Consider the following 16,960-nt stretch of genomic DNA (forward strand, 5'->3'; position numbering starts at 1 on the left):
TTGTCGGTGAGTATGTTAGGTGTATTGACGTATTTCAACGTGATGGTGCCTGCGGCCCTCGGGTGAGAAGCCAACTACTGCTCAACAAGATGCTCTTCGAGGTCACGCGTCCAGTACGTCGCGAGCCCGCTTGGGCTACAGCGCTCGCACAGCTGTACCGGGCCTTCGAGGTGCCCGAGTTCGACGCGGAAGCGCGTGAGCGTCGCGAGCGTGTCGACGACCAGTCCACAGCCGTCACAGGCGACGTGATCGCACTCGTCGGGATCCGGCTCCGTCTGAATCGCGCAGTCGACACAGATCGGGTGAGTGACCTGCTCGTCTTCGCCCCAGGTATGCGCCTCGCCAGCCTCGGTCCCGGGTGGCGCGTCACAGAACGCACACCCGGTGAGCGTCTGCTGCATCACTCGCCCTCCCCGTCGGCGGCGCGTGCGGCCGCCCAGCCACGGTGGAAGACGGCCAGCTGCGTCGGTGAGTCGAACGTGGTGCCGCTCGGCTCGTGAACGAGGACGCGATCCTCGGGAACGGGTGTGACGACGCCCACGTCGATGAGGTCGTCGACTAAGCTACGGGCCGTCGTGTCGTCGACGTCCGACGTGTCGACCCTGGCGGCGTCGCGGTCCTGGGCTAGCAACTCTTTCTCGAACTGTTCGTAGTCGGCACTCGTGTCGTCGTGCGGATCGGGAGTAGCCATAGTGAGTCACGCCGCGCACGCTGTCGCGCACTGCACGCCTTCCAGCGCCGATAAACACTCCACGCGAGACCGTAGCCCTTACTCGCTCCAGAGGGCCGTGATCCGGTCTTCGATCTCGTCGAGGACGAGCGCAACGACGTCACGATGGTCGTCTGGCCACGGTGCATCCTCGCCGGGCGTCGGGGCGGTGGGCGGGGGATGGAAATGGTCTCGTGTATTGTGCGGATTCGGGTGCCGGTCCCACCGGCACTCCCAGGTATGGTCCGAGTGTTGCTCTCGATAGTAGAGTTTGAAGTCGTCGTTCGTGTACCAACGGACCGTCAACTGCGCCTCGTCGACGGCTGCCGGGTAATACGATGGGGCAAAGACGACGTGGAGTTCCAGATGGCCACTTGTATCCGTGACGGTCGCTCGGGAGACCTGCCTCGTCGCTTGGAGCCGCGTCTGGAGGAACTCGAGGATTGGACGATCGATGGGAGCAGGACTCCCGCCATCGCCTGTCGGTGGCACCATCGAGCGGGCTACCCGGACGCCTGTTCGCGCTCGCCACCCGTGCGTTGCTGACGCGCGCGTTCGTAGCGGTCACGCTCCTCGCGGGCGGTCGCCCAGTCGGCGAGGTCGCTGTACACGTCGTCGATAGTCCGCTCGTCGCCGCCCTCCGCAGCGGCGACGGCGTCGACGGCGGCCGGTGACGCGGCGTCGTACGTCGCCTCGTACTCGGTGATGCGCGTCGTCAGCTCACGAACGCGATCCTGCAGGTCCTCGACGGAATGGTCGGCTGCGAGCTGGTTGATACGTCGCCACTCAAAATACGCGTCATTCCGTTCGTAGGTGGCCGGATGGCCATCGTGCCGGGTGACGATCCCCAAATCGTCGAACCAGCCAAGGTATTTCCGGGCGGTTTTGGGGTCACAGTCGGCGCTGTCAGCGATCGCGCTCGCCGTTGTCGGCTCGCGGGTCTGCAGGATGGTGCCGTAGATGCGTTGTTCGACGTCATCGCTGGCGAAAGCATCCTCGAAGGGAGGCGGCCCATCGGCGGCATCTGTCTCGGACATACTCGGGATTACAGGGCGAAGGATATAGTTCTTACTTCAGGGAATAGTTTCCTGACTTGGTGGGCTGGGTTCCACAAGTTGACAGCACCTTAACCAACAGTGGGTGATTTGCTTGCCCTAGTGTTGGTTAAAACATCGCTCCTGAAATCGGAGCTCTCGAGCTGGTTTCACGCGGAATCTGTCTTGAGCGCCGTCAACATCATTCTGACCTACCTCACCGCCCAGTGACGACTGGTGTGTGAGTCGGTTGACCAACTCCTCACGAACCGCTTCACGGCTGACTGTCGTTTCGTGCCAGCCGAGACGCTCGTCGAAATACCGCTTCTTGAACCGTTGGCCGACGTCGTCAACGGCGATGAACTGTGTCCGTTTCACGCCCGCTACGCTCGTCGAGACGAACTCGGCCCCGACGTCTTCGTGGGTGAGTTCGACGAGTGCGCACTTGACGAATGAGACAATGCCAGTCGGACTTCTATCGTGTCAGATCTGCCCCGCTCTTGGCGTCGTCGTGCTGGCTGGTTTTGTCGTCCTCGCAACAGACTATCCTCGTTCTTCCCAAGCGGTCAGGGGGCGACTTCAGCCTGAAGCCGTCCCCCGGTCACCGAGGTTCGTATGGCGCACCGTACTGACGCCATAGCTGTCGAACTGCTCCGCAAGCCCGTCGAGATGCGCTGCACCAACCGTCAGACAGACGGCTTCGTGGTCAGTCCCGGAGATGTGGCTGAGCACCCGCTGGGCCATCGCCGCTTCCCTTGAACTTGCTGTTCGGCGGATGACAAGCCCATGTACTATGAACGCACATAGGCTAAACGCAAGCGGGACAACTCCGAGTGGGACAATCGCCACCAGCCCACCCCAACCGAACAGCAGCGCTAAGGGTGTCTCGTATGCGACGCGGCGCCGTCTGAGGATACGCAGAATGCTGGTACACACCACGACCCAACCCGTGACGACGCCAATCAGGACTGGTGCAACAGCGAGACTCACCACCATCCCGAGCCACCCGAGTCCAAACCAGCCCAACGAGAGTGCTGGCACGAGCTGTGATGGATGCGTATCGACTGGGACCGTCGGTACACCATGTGCCGAGGCGACTTCGAGCACAGCTTCCGTCTCGACTGCCTGTTGTGTGCCGGCACGAAGCGCATATAGCGGCCCGTACAGCATCTGGGTCACACACATCCCAATCAGATAGAGTGGCAGTCGGATGGCCGCAGCGGTGTAGTCACCGACTGTTGGGCGTTCCACTGGGCGCTCAGTATACCAGACTGCAATCCCTGCTGTCAGCAGTAACCGCTCGAGGCCATCCGAGAGTCGATCATACTGACCTAAGTGCGATTCGCCAACGAGATGAATTGTCAAATCCTCTTTAATTCTGACTGATTGGGAGAACGTCATATGGAGGGATGAGTACCAACGCTATTTCGACTGGCACATAAAAAACCGGATTAATGGCCACTCAGGCGGCGACACCTCGGTCAGGGCTCGTCGAGCAACGAGCGAGCGCGTTGTACGTAACTGTTCGCGTCCCAACTACGGGCGTCGCTGATGTCATCGAGGAGCAGCCGTGCGTCGGCAGCTGAGAGCTGTTCAGTTCGAACAAGAACCGAGAGCAGCGTCGGCGTCGTGACGAGTCGGGTATCAGCGAGTGAGGCGTGGATCAAACCCAGTTGGTTGAACTCGTCACAGAGGAAGAGCCCAGCATCGAGTTCGTTTGCGAGGGTGACCGCCGCGTTTTCACCGTCATCGAGCGGAAACTCAGCATCGAGGTCGACCGACTGTGTTGTGAATGACTCCGCTTGGTTGAGGACGGCGGACGCAGCGTGCCCATGGACGTCATCGTAGGAGGCAATCTCACGGAGTTCATCGATGACCGCCGTTGGGACGACGACCTCGTACTGCGAGAGACAAAGTGCGAGTGGATCGGGGTCGTCGTCAGTAACGATTCCGAGACTGACGAGGGCGGAGGCATCTGCGATAAGCCGCGTCATCTATACGTCGGCGACCTCGTCGATAAAGTCCTCGTCCAACTGTTGTTTCAACACGCGGAGGTTGGCCGCCTCTTCGGCGCCCACGAGCGCTTTCAGTTGCTCGAAGGTAATCTCGTCGTCGTAGTAGGCGGCGGCAATCTCCTGGACGAGCGTGTCGTCGTGAGCGGCGTCTTGGAGGTACTCCCGAAGCGCGGTCACGAGGACGTCTGTTCGGTCTTCCCCAAGGACTGCGGCCAGTGCGTCAGCCCGGTCGATGAGCCGATTGGGGGCCCGAAACTGGACGCGCTTCTTCTCGGTGCTCATGATGTGTACATTGTGAGCCAACGCACTTAGCCGTTTTCGTGTGTACGATGTGAGCCTCACTCGGGCCGGCCGTGGCAGTATCAGTCGGTGATGTAGCCACTCAACTGACTCGCCACATCATTGGTTCGCTCGTCGACGAGCGAGGGCAAGTAGTGCTCGATATCCGCTGCATTGTTGAGAGTCACGACTCTTGATCCTGTGCGATGAGTTCCGCTTCAAACCGTTCGTGGTCGGCTGATGCATCGTCGAATACGTCTGTACCGGGTATAGGAATCACGTCGGCGCGTATTGACGCGCCTCGGCCTCTCAGGCGCGGACAAACTGCTCTCTACTACGTGTTAACCAACGCTACTTGGTCTTTCCGGGCGAGAAAGCGAGATATCCTCTGAGAGGGCACCGTCTAGTTAAGGAACGAACAGGTCGAAGAGTGAGTGATCTATGCTACTCTCAGACCTGCTCAAGGAGAGTTTGGACACCGCTACGCTTGAATGTTGGCAGCGCGAGCGGATGGCGACGTCCCAAACTCGCAGAGCGAGTTTGTGGGCTCGAAAGACGCTTGCGTCTTTCGAACGTTGACGAGACGCTTCGCGTCTCGTTCGCATCTCGCAGGACCGCAGGTCCTGCGGACTCGTCGAAATCCAACGGATTTCGAGACACCAGAAACCTCCGGTTTCTGGGGACGCCCGTCAGGGCGTTCGCCGTCCGGCTCCATGCTGCCGGTCTTTCACTCAGAGAGACAGAAGCGATTCTTCGGCTGCTCGGCGTAGAACGCTCGTTTCAAGCAGTTTTTCAGTGAGTATATCGTCTGGCTGACAGCGTCTCAGACCCGCCGAAGGCGACGCCGAGGCGGGTCGCGGTCGACGAAACCGCTGTCAAAATCAATGGAGAGTTGTCTTGGTTGTACACTACAATAGACCTCGACACGAAAGTAATTCTTGATGTCGTGTTGTTCAAGCGTCATGGAGCTGACCCGGCGGCTGCGTTTCTCCACGGAGTCTGTGAGAAACACGACTGTTCAGAGACGGTGTTTCTGGCCGATGCCTTCGGGTATCGGACTGCCTTCTCTCGATTAGGGTTGAACGATCGGGTCGACTACACAGACCGAAACCTGATTGAAAAGTGGTTTCACACGTTCAAAATAAGGGTCGATACTTTCCACAATTCATGGGTGGGCAGGCGGCTGATCGTCCGCCATAGTCTTGCATCTTTCATTCATTGCTATGATTTTCAGCGACCGCATCAGTCGCTCGACGGAAGAACGCCTGCTCAGGAGGTTAACTAGACAGTGCCGACCAAGAGGTGCTTTCGAGACAATGGCAGAAGGATGTGATTGGCTTGGTGCGCCGATCTACCGGTACGCTCAGCAGTTCCTCGACGGTACCTCAAAGTAGGATGCGATCAAAAACTCCCGTCGCTGAACCGGTGGTGACATACTCGTGCTATTGGTACCGAAACTCACGAAGTAATTGGTGTTCTGGCGTATTAAACGGAACCGCCGTCTGACTTCGTCGTGGTCAGCGCTTCGATTCGTCTCTCAATCGCTGGCGTCGCTGTTGGAACTCTTCTTCGTTGATTTCGCCTCTGGCGTACCTTTCACGGAGGACGGTAATCGCCGAGTCGTCTGGTGATGCGGCGGTTGATGACCGGTTGAACGCCCAGTAGAGTGCACCACCGAGGACGCCGAGCGTACCGAGGAGCGGCAGTCCATATGACCAGCCACCTCGCGATGACCAGCCACCTCGGGAACCCCCGGCCATCATTCCCGGTCCCATCCCCGGTCCCATCATCCACCCACCATTCGTGCTCGCCGAGTCGGAATCGGAGCCGTACGGAATCACGCCCTGCTGGACGATTTCGTCGCTTGAAGGAACGTTTCCATCTGGGATTTGGGACTCTTCGGCGGGACCGCCTGGTTGTCCAACGACGACTCGGCCGACCATGCCGAGGGACTTGTGGGGGATACAGTAGTAATCGTATGTCCCCGGTACTTCGAAGGTGTACTCGTAACTTCCCCCTGAAATAATCCCGCTGTCGAACGGACTCGCCGCAGATGGAATCCGCCCGTCGTAGCTCGTCGCCGAGTGGGCACCTGCCGAAATCTCGAACCGGACGGTGGTCCCGGGTTCGATGAACAGTCCAACCGGGTCGAAGTAGTTGTTGCCCATCTTCACGAGGGGCGTCTGCTGTGCTGTTGCTGTCTGTGAGAGTCCCGCTGTCGCGGTGGCACTCGTGCCGAGCAATCCCAGGAACTGTCTTCTCGTCGTATTCATCATGTATTGGTCGCTATTACGCTGTGGTCACCCACGGACGTAGTCGGAGAGTCGCCGGGCTAGCCCTGACCGCTCGCTCGATGCCGTACGAATGGCAGCTTCGAGGTCGTCACGCTCAACGATACCGATGTATTCGGTCACCCGTTCATCGCCCGCGTAGATGAGGGTCGTGGGCGTCTTTCGGACACCGTACTCTTCGGCCGTCTTGAGGTCGGTCTGGATATCGACTTCCCGAAATTCGACGTCCGGGAATTCGTCTTCGATACCCTCGTTCTTTTCTCGCTGCGTGGCACACGCCCCGCATGTCTCCTGCGTGAAGAGGATGACTTCAGTCATGATCTCGTGTATGTCGTGTCGTTAGTCGGGTTACTGTTCACTATCGAAGGTTTTCGACTGAGTCGAGGTGGTTCGTGGGCGACGTCCCGCGTTAGTGGTCCTCTGATTCGAGTGTCTGTTTTCGTTCCTCGAACTCTTCGTCCGTGATTTCGCCGCGAGCGTACCGCGCGCGAAGCGTTTCGAGTGCGGAATCAGGCGACTTCGATTCGTCTCGGTCGCGGAGTCCATAGAAGACCAGCACGCCGAGTCCGATCAGTAGGAGTGGCCAGAGGAACATCCCGCCGCCGAACATTCCGAAGCCACCACCCATCATTCCGCCACCCATTGTGAGCAGCGGAATCACGACGAGCGCTGCGACGACGAGGAGGATAATCGTCGTCGTGTTCATCCGACTCGCTTCCGCCATCAGTCGCCACCTCCAGATGTAAATCGGTCCTCGACGGTCGAGAGCACTGTTTCGAATCGACCCTTTACTTCGACCCCGATGTCGTCCAACGCAGGGTTCTCAGTGATACCCACGAGTTGTTCGGGGTCGACGGCGCTCACGACCACGTCACTGTCATCGTTCTCGTAGACGATGACGTTGCACGGGAGCAGTGCCCCGAGGTCTGGTTCTTCAGTGAGGCCTTCGTGTGCGAGCGGTGGATTGCATGCGCCGAGAATCCGATACCGCTCGGTTTCGACGTCAAGCTTCTTCTTGAGCGTTGCCTGTACGTCGATGTCGGCGAGGATGCCGAACCCTTCGTTCTGTAACTCGGTTTCGACTGCGTCGAGGACGTCGTCGAGCTGTGCGTCAACTGTCGTGGTGATGGTGTACGTCATTGTGTGTGCTCCGGGAGTTCGATTGATACTGCACTAGGGGAGGAAGTCATCCCGTCTGCTAGTGCAGTTCTAATATTGGATTTTCTATACAACATTAGATGCGCTCTCTACAGATAAATGCAGGGAATCACCTTTCTACCGTGGCGAAGAGCCGATTAATTTTGTAGTTTATTTCCACTTACGTACAATATTTATTCACCGAGCTCTTTGCGCTGCTTTCTGTCTTCTACGACACGAGGGGGTAGACGGAGACGTTAGCAGTAACCCGCACCACCCATCCCTCCGTATTCACGCATCGGGCCGTATCCACCCATTCGTCCGTCGTCGGCCATGTCTTCACCCATCTCCTCGACGGTCACACCCATGTGCGATTCCATCCATTCGACAGCACCGGGACCCATGTGGTCGTTCATGTGCGATTCCATCCACGCGGTCCACTCAGTCGCTGTGCCGTTGTACGGGGGCGCGTCGTCAGCGGCCGTGTCGTTGCCGTGTGCACTGACGACTGGGGCAGCGAACGCAAGTCCGACGATTGCGAGTGCCACGAGCAGCCAGCGTCCGAGTTTGAAGGTAGTCATTGTTGTTCTCCTCGGTTACTCGTAAGACGGCTCTGGAGTTATCACCGTGGGTGTGAACTGGAGTAGGAGAACGTTCGAGAACGTCTATAAGTCAATTTAAACGTTCCTCTCCCACAATATCGTTCATCGCCTGCGAATTCGAGACGCTCGTTCCTATCTGCCCAGTCGAGAGCCGAGGTCTGTATGGCACCGCCGAGGTTTGGAATATCAGCCACAATCCCAGTGAACAACCCCACCCTACTCGCTCGCTGAGGAAGGGGCCTTAGCGCCTCAATTCAGGTAACCCCGAGCAGGGGGAGCACATAGGCGAGGACCTATCAGTCTGGACAAGGTATCGATCAGCGGGATGGCGACGCACGAACATAGCGTTGACTCCACATCAGCTGACCAGAGTCTCCGCAAACTCGGGCTGGTTGCCGCGATCAATCTCGTCGGATTCGTCATCGAACTCATCGGCGGCCTCGTCTTCGGCTCGGTTGCACTCCTCGGTGACGCCTTCCACATGTTGTTCGACGCACTGGCGTACGTCATCGCGCTCGGTGCGACCGTGATCGCTCGCCGGTCGGATCCGGGTGGCCGGTGGTCCTACGGCTTACATCGCCTCGAACCCTTCGCGGCGTTTCTCAACGGTGTCTTGCTCATCCCGATGGTGCTCTATCTCGTCTACGAATCGTACCAGCGGTACCTCTCTCCAGTGGAGATCGACACGACGATGACGCTCGTATTAGCGACCGGCGGTCTTCTCATCAACGTCGCGTCCGTCTACGTCCTGCAGGGCGGAGAGATGAGTCTGAACGAACGAGGGGCCTTCTACCACCTACTGGGCGATGCCGGTGCGTCGGTGGCAGTTATCGTTTCGATGCTCGTCATCAGGTTCACCGACTTCTATCTCGTTGACCCCGCGACGGCGGTCGTCATCGCAGGCCTCATCGTCTGGTCGGCGGTCGTTCTGCTGCGGGAGAGCGGTGCGATCTTCTTCCAGCAAAGTCCCGTCGAACCGGAGGAGGTGCGGTCTTCTATCGAAGCACTCGATAGTGTCGAAACCGTCGAGGACCTCCACGTCTGGGCGCTCTCCAGTCAAATCACCGTCGCCTCCGTGTTCGTGACGGATTCGACGACCACGCTCGACGAGCGAGACGCTCTCGTGACGCGAATCCACGACCTGCTGGAGTCAGAGTTCGACGTGACCCATGCGACAGTCGAACTCATGAATCAGCCGCACGAACACACGCTCACCTAATCTACCTGTAGAAGGGAGAATAGCAATTCATTCATCGAGGCGAGCGCAGGAATCGACCGATACCGTCGCTTGACACCGTCGGGATTTGTTCTCGCCAGCCGGAGTGCGTTCGCCGTTATCCCGGGGGACCACAACCGTATAACCGACGACGACAGCGACCGCGACAGTTGTCAGACCGACGGACGCTCACCGGCGTGTTGATAAACCAAGTGTATCGCAGCTACTCGACGATGACGGTGCCCGTCATCCCTGAGCTCTCGTGTGGGATACACACGTACTCGTAGGTACCGGGGACCTCGAATGTGTGCTCGTACGTGTCCCCTGAAGCGAGCAGTCCGCCACTGATGTCGTTTCGCGCAGCCGTTTCCGACCCGAAGCCACCACTGGCGAAGTACGCCGCATCCGAAGGAATTCGGCCGTCGTAAGCGGTCACTGTGTGTCCGACTTCGCTGTCGTTCGTCCATCTCACGGTGGTACCAGCGCTGATCTTGGACCGTTTCGGGTCAAACTCGAAGTCTTCAGTCATCGAGATCCGTTTCACGCCGTCTGACTCACCGGTGGCTGAGCAGCCCGCAGAAGCCGTCGCTGCGAGTGTTGCCCCGCAGAGTCGAAGTACCTGACGTCGGTTCATAGTTGTGTGAGTAATGACCGAGGAGTTAGAGTGCGACGAAGAGGTCGGTGGCGTACATCACGACGAGTCCGACAAGGAACGTGACGAGATTCAGTGCAGACGCTGCTCGTCCGTTCCGATTCATCATCCCCCACAGCTCCCAGATGACCTGCAGGATTGCACCCACGCCGACGGCGAGGAAGAACGCCCCGAGCGTCGGCGAGAACGCGAGGCTCCCGAGCCAGCCGCCGAGGATTACCGGTGCGCCGGCGAGGAAGCCGAGCGCGAGGAAGTGCAGGACGCTCGGGCGCTCCCCACGAGCCACGGGTGCGACGACGGCCGGTCCCTCGGTCACGTTGTGGAGCATGAAGCCGATGACGAGGAACGCACCAAGCGAGACCTGCCCGAGTGCGAACGAACTCCCGATGGCCAGTCCTTCGGCGAGGTTGTGGAGACCGATGCCGAGTGCAACCAGATAGGCAACCCACAGACCGCTCTGTGCGCGAGCGTCGCCGGCAGCGGCCCGACCTTCCCGCCATGCACTGACGGCTTGGACGGCCAGGAGCGCGCCGAGTATTCCCAGCGCAACGAGGGCAGTTCCCTCGAACGCACCCGGAACTTGTTCACCGAGTTCGAACGCCTCGAAGCCGGCGTCGATGGCGAGGAACGCGAGGATACCCGCCGAGAAGGCGAGGATGGCGTGGAGCCACCGGTCGCTCATCGATTGGAGGAACGGGAACCACAGCATTCCGAGCGCAACGGGGATAACGCCGACGAACAGGCCGATGACGGCCATCGTCAGCAAGAGATCACCTGTCAGGCCCGGCGACTGGCTCGGTGCCACGATGGTGTGGTGGACCGTCGCGCCGTCCGAGAGCAGCAGCGCAACCCCGAGGTCCCAACCGGGATTCCAGTGATACGGGATGACAACCTGTGCGCTCTCACGCGGTGCGAGGGTGGTATCGCCACCTGCTCCCTGCACCTCGAAGTTCCAGTAGGCGTCGTCGACGAGCACCTGTGAAATAGTCACTTCACGCGGTCCGTTGTTCGTGACGTGGAGGACGACCGTCTCGTCGTTCGGCAATGTCGTGTGCGTCACAGAGACATCTGGGAGCGGTTCGCCGCCAGTGTCGAGGGACGCGAACGGCGTCGCCGCGAAAAAGCCACCCACGATGAGGCCTAAGAGGAGAATCGGAAGGAGTGCTGCGACCCACTTGGGAAGCCCGAGGGGGCGCTCTGCTCGGTCTACGGTGGTTCCGCCGTCGGTGTTCGGTTTGCTCATTTAGACCACCTCGAAGAAGCTCATCCACCCAAGTTCGGCGAACTCGGACTGGTGGGCGTGGAACATGTAGAGTCCCGAGTCGTGGTTTGAGTAGTCGAGTTCGATGATGCCGCGCTGTGCCTGACATTGCATGACCGTGTCGACGGTTTTGTTCGTCGGTAGTAGGGTCGTCCCGTGGTCGTAGTAGTCGAAGAACTGCGAGTGGGTGTGGAACGAGTTGATGGGGTCGAACTCGATGGCGTTGATGAGATACACCCGATGACGTTTGTTCTTGTCAATCTGTATCGGCCGTTTCGTCTCGCCCGCTTGCCAGTTACCCTTCCCGTCGGTCTGGCCGACGCCGTAGGCGAACGCGCGGGTGTTGACCGCGTAGACCTCGTTGTCGCCGTCGAAGTTGGTGTCGAAGCCGTTCATCACCATCACCATCTCGTTGACGGCGTCATTTTCGGGATACTCGTGGTTCCGGCTTTTCGCCTCAGCGACGAGGTCCGCACGGAGTTCGTCGGTGATTTGCGAGCGGTGGAACTCACAGTACTCCTCTGGGTTCTCGGCGACGCGTTCCGGGTTGGGGTCGATGATGATTGCCCCGTACAGTCCCCGGTGGATGTGCTCTTTCAGAGGGAGCGAATGGCAGTGGTAGAAGTGGCTACCTGCCGGTTGGGCGATCCACTCGTAGGTGAACGATTCGCCGGTGTTGAGAACGCCCGGTCCGTTGGTCGGAATCCCATCCATGTCGGGGTTCAGGTTTCGCAGGTGCGGGTGGATAGTGTGTGCGTGCCGTCCGAGGTTCTCGAACGTGACGCGGATTAGGTCACCCTCGACGGCGCGAATCGTCGGGCCGGGTACCTGTCCGTTGTAGGCCCACGCTGGGAACTCAATGCCTGGGGCGATGGTGACTGTGGTATCGACGGCTTGGAACGTGAATTCACGAACCGTCCGGCCGTTCTCCTCGTAGATGTCCTGTGGGACGTTCTCCTGTTCGCCGCGACCCGTATTGAACTGATACAGATACTCGTGGGGGTCAAAATCGAGGTCGCTGTACTCACCGACCGCACCGAAGTTTCCGTGTGCGTCACCCCCATGTCCACCGGTGCCGTCGCTGTCTGCCCGTCCAGTCCCCATGAGAGCGGCACTCCCTGCCAGGCCGATTCCGCCGAGGACCGCCCGGCGAGTGGTCTTGAAATCCGATTCAAGAGAGTCGACTAATCTATGCTCTAACTTCTCTGTGAGCTCTGCTGCTCGTGAATACGGTAATGATGGCATCTAAGGTGCCTCGCTGAACTGCCCGGTTTTGCTGACCGAATAATCGTCACACTGTGAAACGAAGACGTTCATCGCGGGTTCCGTGGGGAGGGAGAACCGCTCGCCCGTCTCGGTCACGTCGAGCGTAACCATGCCGAAGGGCGCGATCTCGGCCACTTCAAGTCGTGTGCCGAGCGTCACGCCAGCTGCCGCCAGATAGTCCAACACAGCCCGGCTGCTGTCTCGAACTTCGGAGACGACCACGAGATCACCGGGTTTGCACTCCGTGACCGACTGGCGACGTGAGTCACGCTGCACTGTAAGGTCGCCAGTCGGAATGGGGGCACCGTGTGGGTCAACCGTCGGGTTTCCCAGAACGGCCTCAAGTCGTGCTTCGAGTTTCTCACTGACGTAGTGTTCTAGCACGTCGGCTTCGTCGTGAACGTCCGACCAGTCGTACCCGAGCCGCTCGGTCAAAATCGTCACAGTTGGTGGTTTGACCCCCGTCGCGGCCGCTATCGCTGACGGTGCGACCTGCGTGTCGTCGTCCTGAAGATCGTAGATGGTCTTCAGATAGTCTTCGACGTTCGGGAGTACCATGAAGTGAATTTTGATACATCTAAAGATAAAGTTTTCTAATGGCACTTGGCAGTCTTCATCGGTAAAATACTGCGACAGACGGGTGTGATGGTAAACGATCGTATTGATGGGTACTGTCAGTCGAAGTTGTCAGGTCTGAGTCTCGCCAACCGGAGGGCATTCGTCGTCACACCGGGGCTCGCCCCCATATCGCCGACGATGACGGCGACTGCAACGTTCACCAGACCGAAAGGACCCCGACGGCCAACAGTGAGTTCACACCGATGCTCGCCCAGATGTTCTCCCGGATGACCCCGTTGGCCTTCCCTGAGAGCGCATAGAGATACGGGAGTTTCGACAGTTCGTCACCCATCAGCGCAACATCTTCCGGTTCGACTGCCGTGTCGGTCCCCGCCGCGCCCATTGCGACCCAGACCGTCGCCGTCGCCAGCGCCGGCGGTCGTTGATGACCGTCACGGGACCCCGACGGGGTCTCCGTTGTACGTCTCGCTGCACGCGAAGCGGAACGACTCCTTCTCACCCGGCACTATCGTGCGTTCACCAACGGAAACTGGCTGTGTCGTCATTAGTATCTCCTCATGGTATTGGAGTGCGTGTCTCGCTCGTTCCGCGAACCCGCTCGCTGGTCGTGAGACGATATCCCCGTTCCCGCAAAACGTCGAGAATCGGTTCGGTATCCAGAATCTCGTGGACGTGGTGAACCCCGTCGGGAACCGTCGTATCGTGGCTGGCCATCGACACGGTCGCCGCGGCGATACCGGTCACTCGACTCTGTTCTCGGCCGTCAATTGCCGTCATCAATGTCTTCGCGGTCGAATCCTGTTGCCCGTCGACCTCGACTGTCACGGCAAACCCATCCCCACCGACCGAGCGTGTCGAGACGAGTTCCGTCAGTCGGTCGAGTCCGATTGCGTCGACGGCAGGAGGATACAACCCGAGCCGCGAGAGGCCGTATGCTGCGGACGTGATCACCCGCGAGTCGAAACACAGGAACGTTCTCGCTGGCACGTCGAGCGTCCGCTGGAGGACGTGCTGATCCGCGAGGTCGAAGCTGTAGGCCCGACGGCGACCGTACCGAGGAAATTCTATTGCCTCCGGTATAGTAAAGCCACGGACCGAACGGGTGCCATCTGAAGCGGGTATCGTAAACTCCCGACCGATTCGCTCCATCGTCCACCGACTCGCCGCGGGCCCGAACGCTTCCCCGAGACCGAGGAGCACTCCGATTCGGATCTCCGAGACAGTAGATAGCTTGTCAACCATTCGTTTCGCAAGCAAGTTCGTAACGCCGGGCGCTAGTCCGACGCTCAGTACCGCTGTCGCGCCGCCATCGCGGGCGCTGTCGTCGAGCGGTTCGACCTCGCGGAAGAACTCGTCCGAGGCTGTGACGTCGATGTAGTCGATGCCTCGCTCCAGACAGGCTTCGACGAATGCCGTTCCCGACTGGTCTACGCACATCACTACTTGGTCGACACCTTCGAGGACACGAGCGTACGAGTCCGGCTCCTGAAGGTCGAACGCGGCACCGGAGACGTGTTCACCGTATTCGGCTGCGACAGCGCTCGCCTTCGCCCCGTCGCGGCCAGCGACGATCACCGCGCTCGGTCCCTCGGATGCTGTGGCTAGTTCCTCCGCAATCGTGTGACCGACCGACCCGTAGCCTCCGACGATCAGCGTCGTCATGCCGAGAGATCGACCCCTCTGAGCCGGCGGGCGTTGATTGCGACGATGATCGTCGACAGCGACATGAACACCGCGCCGACTGCCGGCGACAGGAGGATACCGACGGGTGCGAGAACCCCGGCGGCAAGTGGGAGCGCGAAGACGTTGTAGCCGGTCGCCCAGACGAGGTTCTCCTGCATCTTCCGGTAGCTCGCCTTCGAGAGCCGGACGAGACGGACGACGTCGAGCGGGTTGTTGTCGACGAGGATGATGTCCCCCGACTCGATGGCGACGTCGGTGCCTGACCCGATGGCGATACCGACGTCGGCTCTCGTCAGAGCGGGGGCGTCGTTGACGCCGTCGCCGACCATCGCGACGAGTTTCCCTTCTGTCTGGAGTTGCCCCACCTTGGTGTCTTTCTCCTCGGGCAGCACTTCGGCGAAGTACTGGTCGATGCCGAGTTCCTCGGCGACGGTGCGAGCGACGTCCTCGGAGTCGCCGGTCAGCATCGCTACCTCGATACCCATCGCGTGGAGGGCGTCGATTGCCTGTCGGCTCTCCTCGCGAATCACGTCCGCGAGGGCGAACGCCGCCACGACCTCAGATTCGTCTCGGATGAGGTAGATGACGGTCTGGGCGTTCGACCCCGCCTCGTTGGCGAAGGAGACGATTTCGTCGGATCGCTCGATACCGAGTTTCTCGATCAGGTTCGGCCCGCCGAGGTGGACCGTGTCACCATCAGCGACGGCCCGCACGCCGAGCCCGCGGAGGTTTTCGAAGTCCGAGACGCCTGCACACTGGACACCGCGTTCCTCTGCGGCGGTCCGGATGGCACGCGCGATCATGTGTTCGGAGTCGCCCTCGACGCCCGCAGCGACCTCGAACGCACGGTCTTCGTCCCAGTCGCCCGTCGTCACGACGCCCACGACGCCCTGTTCACCCTTGGTGAGCGTCCCAGTCTTGTCGAACATCACCGTATCGAGGTTTCGAGCCTCTTCCATGGCGATGCGGTCACGGATGAGCATCCCGTTCTGAGCGGCGGTGGACGTGTTGATGGCCACGACGAGGGGGACGGCCAGGCCGAGCGCGTGCGGGCAGGCGATGACGAGGACCGTGACGACCCGTTCGAGGACGCTGATGTTGAATCCAACCGCGATGACCCATGCGACGGCTGTAATACCCGCGACGGCGAGAGCGATGTAGAACAGCCACCCAGCCGCGCGGTCGGCGAGTAACTGCGTGCGGGACTTCGACTGCTGTGCCTCGTCGACCAAGCGCATGATTCCCGCGAGGGCCGTCTCGTCTCCGGTCTTCGTCACTCGGACGCGAAGGCTGCCGTCCTGGTTGACCGTGCCGGCAACGACTTCCGACCCGGGGCCCTTGTCGACTGGTCGGGACTCGCCCGTAATCATCGACTCGTCGACCGACGACTCGCCCTCGACGACTTCACCGTCCGCTGGAACCGAGGCCCCGGGGCGGACGAGCACGACGTCGTCCTCGGAGAGTTCGGAGACGGGGATTTCCTCGGTATCCCCGTCGTCGGTGATTCGTTCGGCGGTGTCGGGCATGAGTTTGGCCAGTTCGTCGAGCGCGCCGGAGGCTTGCCGGACCGAACGCATCTCCATCCAGTGGCCCAGCAGCATGATGTCGATTAACGTGACCAGTTCCCAGAAAAAGGGCGTCGTCCCTTCGAGAAACAGGCTGGCGATGGAGTAGACGAAGGCGACGGTTATCGCCAGCGAGATGAGCATCATCATTCCCGGTTCGCGGTTCTCCAGTTCGGTCCGAGCCATCGAGAGGAACGGCACCCCGCCGTACGCGAAGATAACTATCGAGAGGGCGGGTGTAATCCAGACGCTTCCGGGGAACGTCGGTGCCGTATAGCCGAAGACGCTCTGGATGAACTCGCTGAAGAAGATAACCGGAATCGAGAGAACGAGCGACACCCAGAACCGGCGGCGGAACATCTGTTCGTGTCCCGAGTGGTCGGTGTGAGCCCTGTGGCCGTCGTGGTCGTGTTCCTCAACACTACCCCCGTGGACGCGACCCTCGCGAGTCGGGTCGCCAGGCGGGTGGTGAGCGTGTTCCCCTTCGGTATGTCGTGTGTGGCCGTGCTCTGACTGGTGGGCGTGTTCACCTGTGGAGGGGTCGTGAGCGTTAGATGCACCGTGGTCGTGGTGCGAATTGGCCTCTGGTTGCCCCTCGCTCGCTGGGGAGTCGTCCGAATCGCGGTCTTCGCGGTCCGGCGAGTCGTCGTGGTTTGGATGGTCGTTCATGG

The 16,960-nt window shown here is 60.2% G+C and carries 19 protein-coding genes and 3 pseudogenes; 2 read left to right on the forward strand and 20 right to left on the reverse strand.

Going from position 1 to position 16,960, the window contains the following annotated elements:
* Positions 1-74: 74 nt before the first annotated feature.
* The 8 genes and pseudogenes from FY251_RS10355 to FY251_RS10390 form a co-directional block, all read right to left on the reverse strand.
* Positions 75-401, reverse strand: a complete 327-nt coding sequence (locus FY251_RS10355) for a hypothetical protein (protein ID WP_148414630.1) — start codon at positions 399-401, stop codon at positions 75-77.
* Positions 401-691: a hypothetical protein gene (locus tag FY251_RS10360; protein WP_148414631.1), complete on the reverse strand. Its 291-nt coding sequence runs from the start codon at positions 689-691 to the stop codon at positions 401-403. The genes FY251_RS10355 and FY251_RS10360 overlap by 1 nt, the downstream gene beginning before the upstream one ends.
* Positions 692-769: 78 nt before the next feature.
* Complete coding sequence (locus tag FY251_RS10365) at positions 770-1,204, reverse strand: hypothetical protein (RefSeq protein ID WP_148414632.1); 435 nt, start codon at positions 1,202-1,204, stop codon at positions 770-772.
* An 8-nt stretch (positions 1,205-1,212) separates the two neighbouring features.
* Positions 1,213-1,746 carry a sugar-specific transcriptional regulator TrmB gene (locus FY251_RS10370; RefSeq protein WP_148414633.1) on the reverse strand — a complete coding sequence of 178 codons (534 nt, stop codon included), beginning with the start codon at positions 1,744-1,746 and terminating at the stop codon, positions 1,213-1,215.
* A gap of 117 nt (positions 1,747-1,863) precedes the next feature.
* Positions 1,864-2,226, reverse strand: a pseudogene (locus FY251_RS23095) (hypothetical protein); the annotation flags it as partial.
* 96 nt (positions 2,227-2,322) lie between these two features.
* Positions 2,323-3,144 carry a hypothetical protein gene (locus FY251_RS10380; protein WP_148414636.1) on the reverse strand — a complete coding sequence of 274 codons (822 nt, stop codon included), beginning with the start codon at positions 3,142-3,144 and terminating at the stop codon, positions 2,323-2,325.
* Between the two features lie 80 nt (positions 3,145-3,224).
* Positions 3,225-3,737: a hypothetical protein gene (locus FY251_RS10385; protein ID WP_148414638.1), complete on the reverse strand. Its 513-nt coding sequence runs from the start codon at positions 3,735-3,737 to the stop codon at positions 3,225-3,227.
* Positions 3,738-4,040, reverse strand: a complete 303-nt coding sequence (locus FY251_RS10390) for a hypothetical protein (protein ID WP_148414640.1) — start codon at positions 4,038-4,040, stop codon at positions 3,738-3,740.
* Positions 4,041-4,719: 679 nt separating this feature from the next.
* On the opposite strand from FY251_RS10390, the pseudogene FY251_RS10405 reads away from it, so the two are divergent.
* A pseudogene (locus FY251_RS10405) lies at positions 4,720-5,322 on the forward strand (IS6 family transposase); the annotation flags it as partial.
* Between the two features lie 232 nt (positions 5,323-5,554).
* Here the strand turns inward: FY251_RS10405 and FY251_RS10410 are convergent.
* From FY251_RS10410 to FY251_RS10430, 5 genes are all read right to left on the reverse strand, one after another.
* Complete coding sequence (locus FY251_RS10410; protein WP_255516661.1) at positions 5,555-6,310, reverse strand: plastocyanin/azurin family copper-binding protein; 756 nt, start codon at positions 6,308-6,310, stop codon at positions 5,555-5,557.
* Positions 6,311-6,337: 27 nt separating this feature from the next.
* On the reverse strand, positions 6,338-6,646 hold the full coding sequence (locus FY251_RS10415; RefSeq protein ID WP_148414643.1) for a thioredoxin family protein: 309 nt from the start codon (positions 6,644-6,646) through the stop codon (positions 6,338-6,340).
* Between the two features lie 91 nt (positions 6,647-6,737).
* A complete protein-coding gene (locus tag FY251_RS10420) occupies positions 6,738-7,052 on the reverse strand; it encodes an SHOCT domain-containing protein (protein ID WP_148414645.1) in 315 nt (104 codons plus the stop codon).
* A complete protein-coding gene (locus FY251_RS10425) occupies positions 7,052-7,468 on the reverse strand; it encodes a DUF302 domain-containing protein (protein ID WP_148414647.1) in 417 nt (138 codons plus the stop codon). Before FY251_RS10425 ends, FY251_RS10420 begins: the two co-directional genes overlap by 1 nt.
* Before the next feature lie 254 nt (positions 7,469-7,722).
* Positions 7,723-8,046, reverse strand: coding sequence for a hypothetical protein (locus FY251_RS10430; RefSeq protein WP_148414648.1), 324 nt, complete (start codon positions 8,044-8,046; stop codon positions 7,723-7,725).
* A gap of 346 nt (positions 8,047-8,392) precedes the next feature.
* Here FY251_RS10430 and FY251_RS10435 point away from each other — a divergent pair, with 346 nt between their 5' ends.
* Entirely contained in the window at positions 8,393-9,286 is an 894-nt protein-coding gene (locus tag FY251_RS10435) for a cation diffusion facilitator family transporter (RefSeq protein ID WP_148414650.1), read from the forward strand.
* Between the two features lie 220 nt (positions 9,287-9,506).
* Here the strand turns inward: FY251_RS10435 and FY251_RS10440 are convergent, their stop codons facing one another.
* The 7 genes and pseudogenes from FY251_RS10440 to FY251_RS10470 form a co-directional block, all read right to left on the reverse strand.
* Positions 9,507-9,812 carry a plastocyanin/azurin family copper-binding protein gene (locus tag FY251_RS10440; protein WP_394349426.1) on the reverse strand — a complete coding sequence of 102 codons (306 nt, stop codon included), beginning with the start codon at positions 9,810-9,812 and terminating at the stop codon, positions 9,507-9,509.
* Positions 9,813-9,942: 130 nt separating this feature from the next.
* The gene (locus FY251_RS10445) at positions 9,943-11,178 is read right to left on the reverse strand and encodes a ZIP family metal transporter (RefSeq protein ID WP_148414654.1); all 1,236 of its coding nucleotides are present in this window, start codon (positions 11,176-11,178) and stop codon (positions 9,943-9,945) included.
* A complete protein-coding gene (locus FY251_RS10450; protein ID WP_148414655.1) occupies positions 11,179-12,441 on the reverse strand; it encodes a multicopper oxidase domain-containing protein in 1,263 nt (420 codons plus the stop codon). It abuts the gene before it with no gap.
* Positions 12,442-13,020: a metal-dependent transcriptional regulator gene (locus tag FY251_RS10455; RefSeq protein ID WP_148414657.1), complete on the reverse strand. Its 579-nt coding sequence runs from the start codon at positions 13,018-13,020 to the stop codon at positions 12,442-12,444. It abuts the gene before it with no gap.
* 116 nt (positions 13,021-13,136) lie between these two features.
* Positions 13,137-13,474 (reverse strand): annotated as a pseudogene (locus tag FY251_RS10460) (cation-transporting P-type ATPase); the annotation flags it as partial.
* Between the two features lie 122 nt (positions 13,475-13,596).
* A complete protein-coding gene (locus tag FY251_RS10465) occupies positions 13,597-14,703 on the reverse strand; it encodes a saccharopine dehydrogenase family protein (protein WP_148414667.1) in 1,107 nt (368 codons plus the stop codon).
* A complete protein-coding gene (locus FY251_RS10470; RefSeq protein ID WP_187367388.1) occupies positions 14,700-16,958 on the reverse strand; it encodes a heavy metal translocating P-type ATPase in 2,259 nt (752 codons plus the stop codon). Before FY251_RS10470 ends, FY251_RS10465 begins: the two co-directional genes overlap by 4 nt.
* Positions 16,959-16,960 lie beyond the last annotated feature (2 nt).

The organism is Haloferax sp. KTX1 (assembly GCF_902410085.1).
Taxonomy (GTDB): domain Archaea; phylum Halobacteriota; class Halobacteria; order Halobacteriales; family Haloferacaceae; genus Haloferax; species Haloferax massiliensis.

Excerpts from the sequence above, each read along its gene's own strand:
- FY251_RS10355 (WP_148414630.1), bottom strand. The coding sequence starts at position 401 with ATGCAGCAGACGCTCACCGGGTGTGCGTTCTGTGACGCGCCACCCGGG.
- FY251_RS10360 (WP_148414631.1), bottom strand. The coding sequence starts at position 691 with ATGGCTACTCCCGATCCGCACGACGACACGAGTGCCGACTACGAACAG.
- FY251_RS10365 (WP_148414632.1), bottom strand. The coding sequence starts at position 1,204 with ATGGTGCCACCGACAGGCGATGGCGGGAGTCCTGCTCCCATCGATCGT.
- FY251_RS10370 (WP_148414633.1), bottom strand. The coding sequence starts at position 1,746 with ATGTCCGAGACAGATGCCGCCGATGGGCCGCCTCCCTTCGAGGATGCT.
- FY251_RS10380 (WP_148414636.1), bottom strand. The coding sequence starts at position 3,144 with ATGACGTTCTCCCAATCAGTCAGAATTAAAGAGGATTTGACAATTCAT.
- FY251_RS10385 (WP_148414638.1), bottom strand. The coding sequence starts at position 3,737 with ATGACGCGGCTTATCGCAGATGCCTCCGCCCTCGTCAGTCTCGGAATC.
- FY251_RS10390 (WP_148414640.1), bottom strand. The coding sequence starts at position 4,040 with ATGAGCACCGAGAAGAAGCGCGTCCAGTTTCGGGCCCCCAATCGGCTC.
- FY251_RS10410 (WP_255516661.1), bottom strand. The coding sequence starts at position 6,310 with ATGAATACGACGAGAAGACAGTTCCTGGGATTGCTCGGCACGAGTGCC.
- FY251_RS10415 (WP_148414643.1), bottom strand. The coding sequence starts at position 6,646 with ATGACTGAAGTCATCCTCTTCACGCAGGAGACATGCGGGGCGTGTGCC.
- FY251_RS10420 (WP_148414645.1), bottom strand. The coding sequence starts at position 7,052 with ATGGCGGAAGCGAGTCGGATGAACACGACGACGATTATCCTCCTCGTC.
- FY251_RS10425 (WP_148414647.1), bottom strand. The coding sequence starts at position 7,468 with ATGACGTACACCATCACCACGACAGTTGACGCACAGCTCGACGACGTC.
- FY251_RS10430 (WP_148414648.1), bottom strand. The coding sequence starts at position 8,046 with ATGACTACCTTCAAACTCGGACGCTGGCTGCTCGTGGCACTCGCAATC.
- FY251_RS10435 (WP_148414650.1), top strand. The coding sequence starts at position 8,393 with ATGGCGACGCACGAACATAGCGTTGACTCCACATCAGCTGACCAGAGT.
- FY251_RS10440 (WP_394349426.1), bottom strand. The coding sequence starts at position 9,812 with ATGACTGAAGACTTCGAGTTTGACCCGAAACGGTCCAAGATCAGCGCT.
- FY251_RS10445 (WP_148414654.1), bottom strand. The coding sequence starts at position 11,178 with ATGAGCAAACCGAACACCGACGGCGGAACCACCGTAGACCGAGCAGAG.
- FY251_RS10450 (WP_148414655.1), bottom strand. The coding sequence starts at position 12,441 with ATGCCATCATTACCGTATTCACGAGCAGCAGAGCTCACAGAGAAGTTA.
- FY251_RS10455 (WP_148414657.1), bottom strand. The coding sequence starts at position 13,020 with ATGGTACTCCCGAACGTCGAAGACTATCTGAAGACCATCTACGATCTT.
- FY251_RS10465 (WP_148414667.1), bottom strand. The coding sequence starts at position 14,703 with ATGACGACGCTGATCGTCGGAGGCTACGGGTCGGTCGGTCACACGATT.
- FY251_RS10470 (WP_187367388.1), bottom strand. The coding sequence starts at position 16,958 with ATGAACGACCATCCAAACCACGACGACTCGCCGGACCGCGAAGACCGC.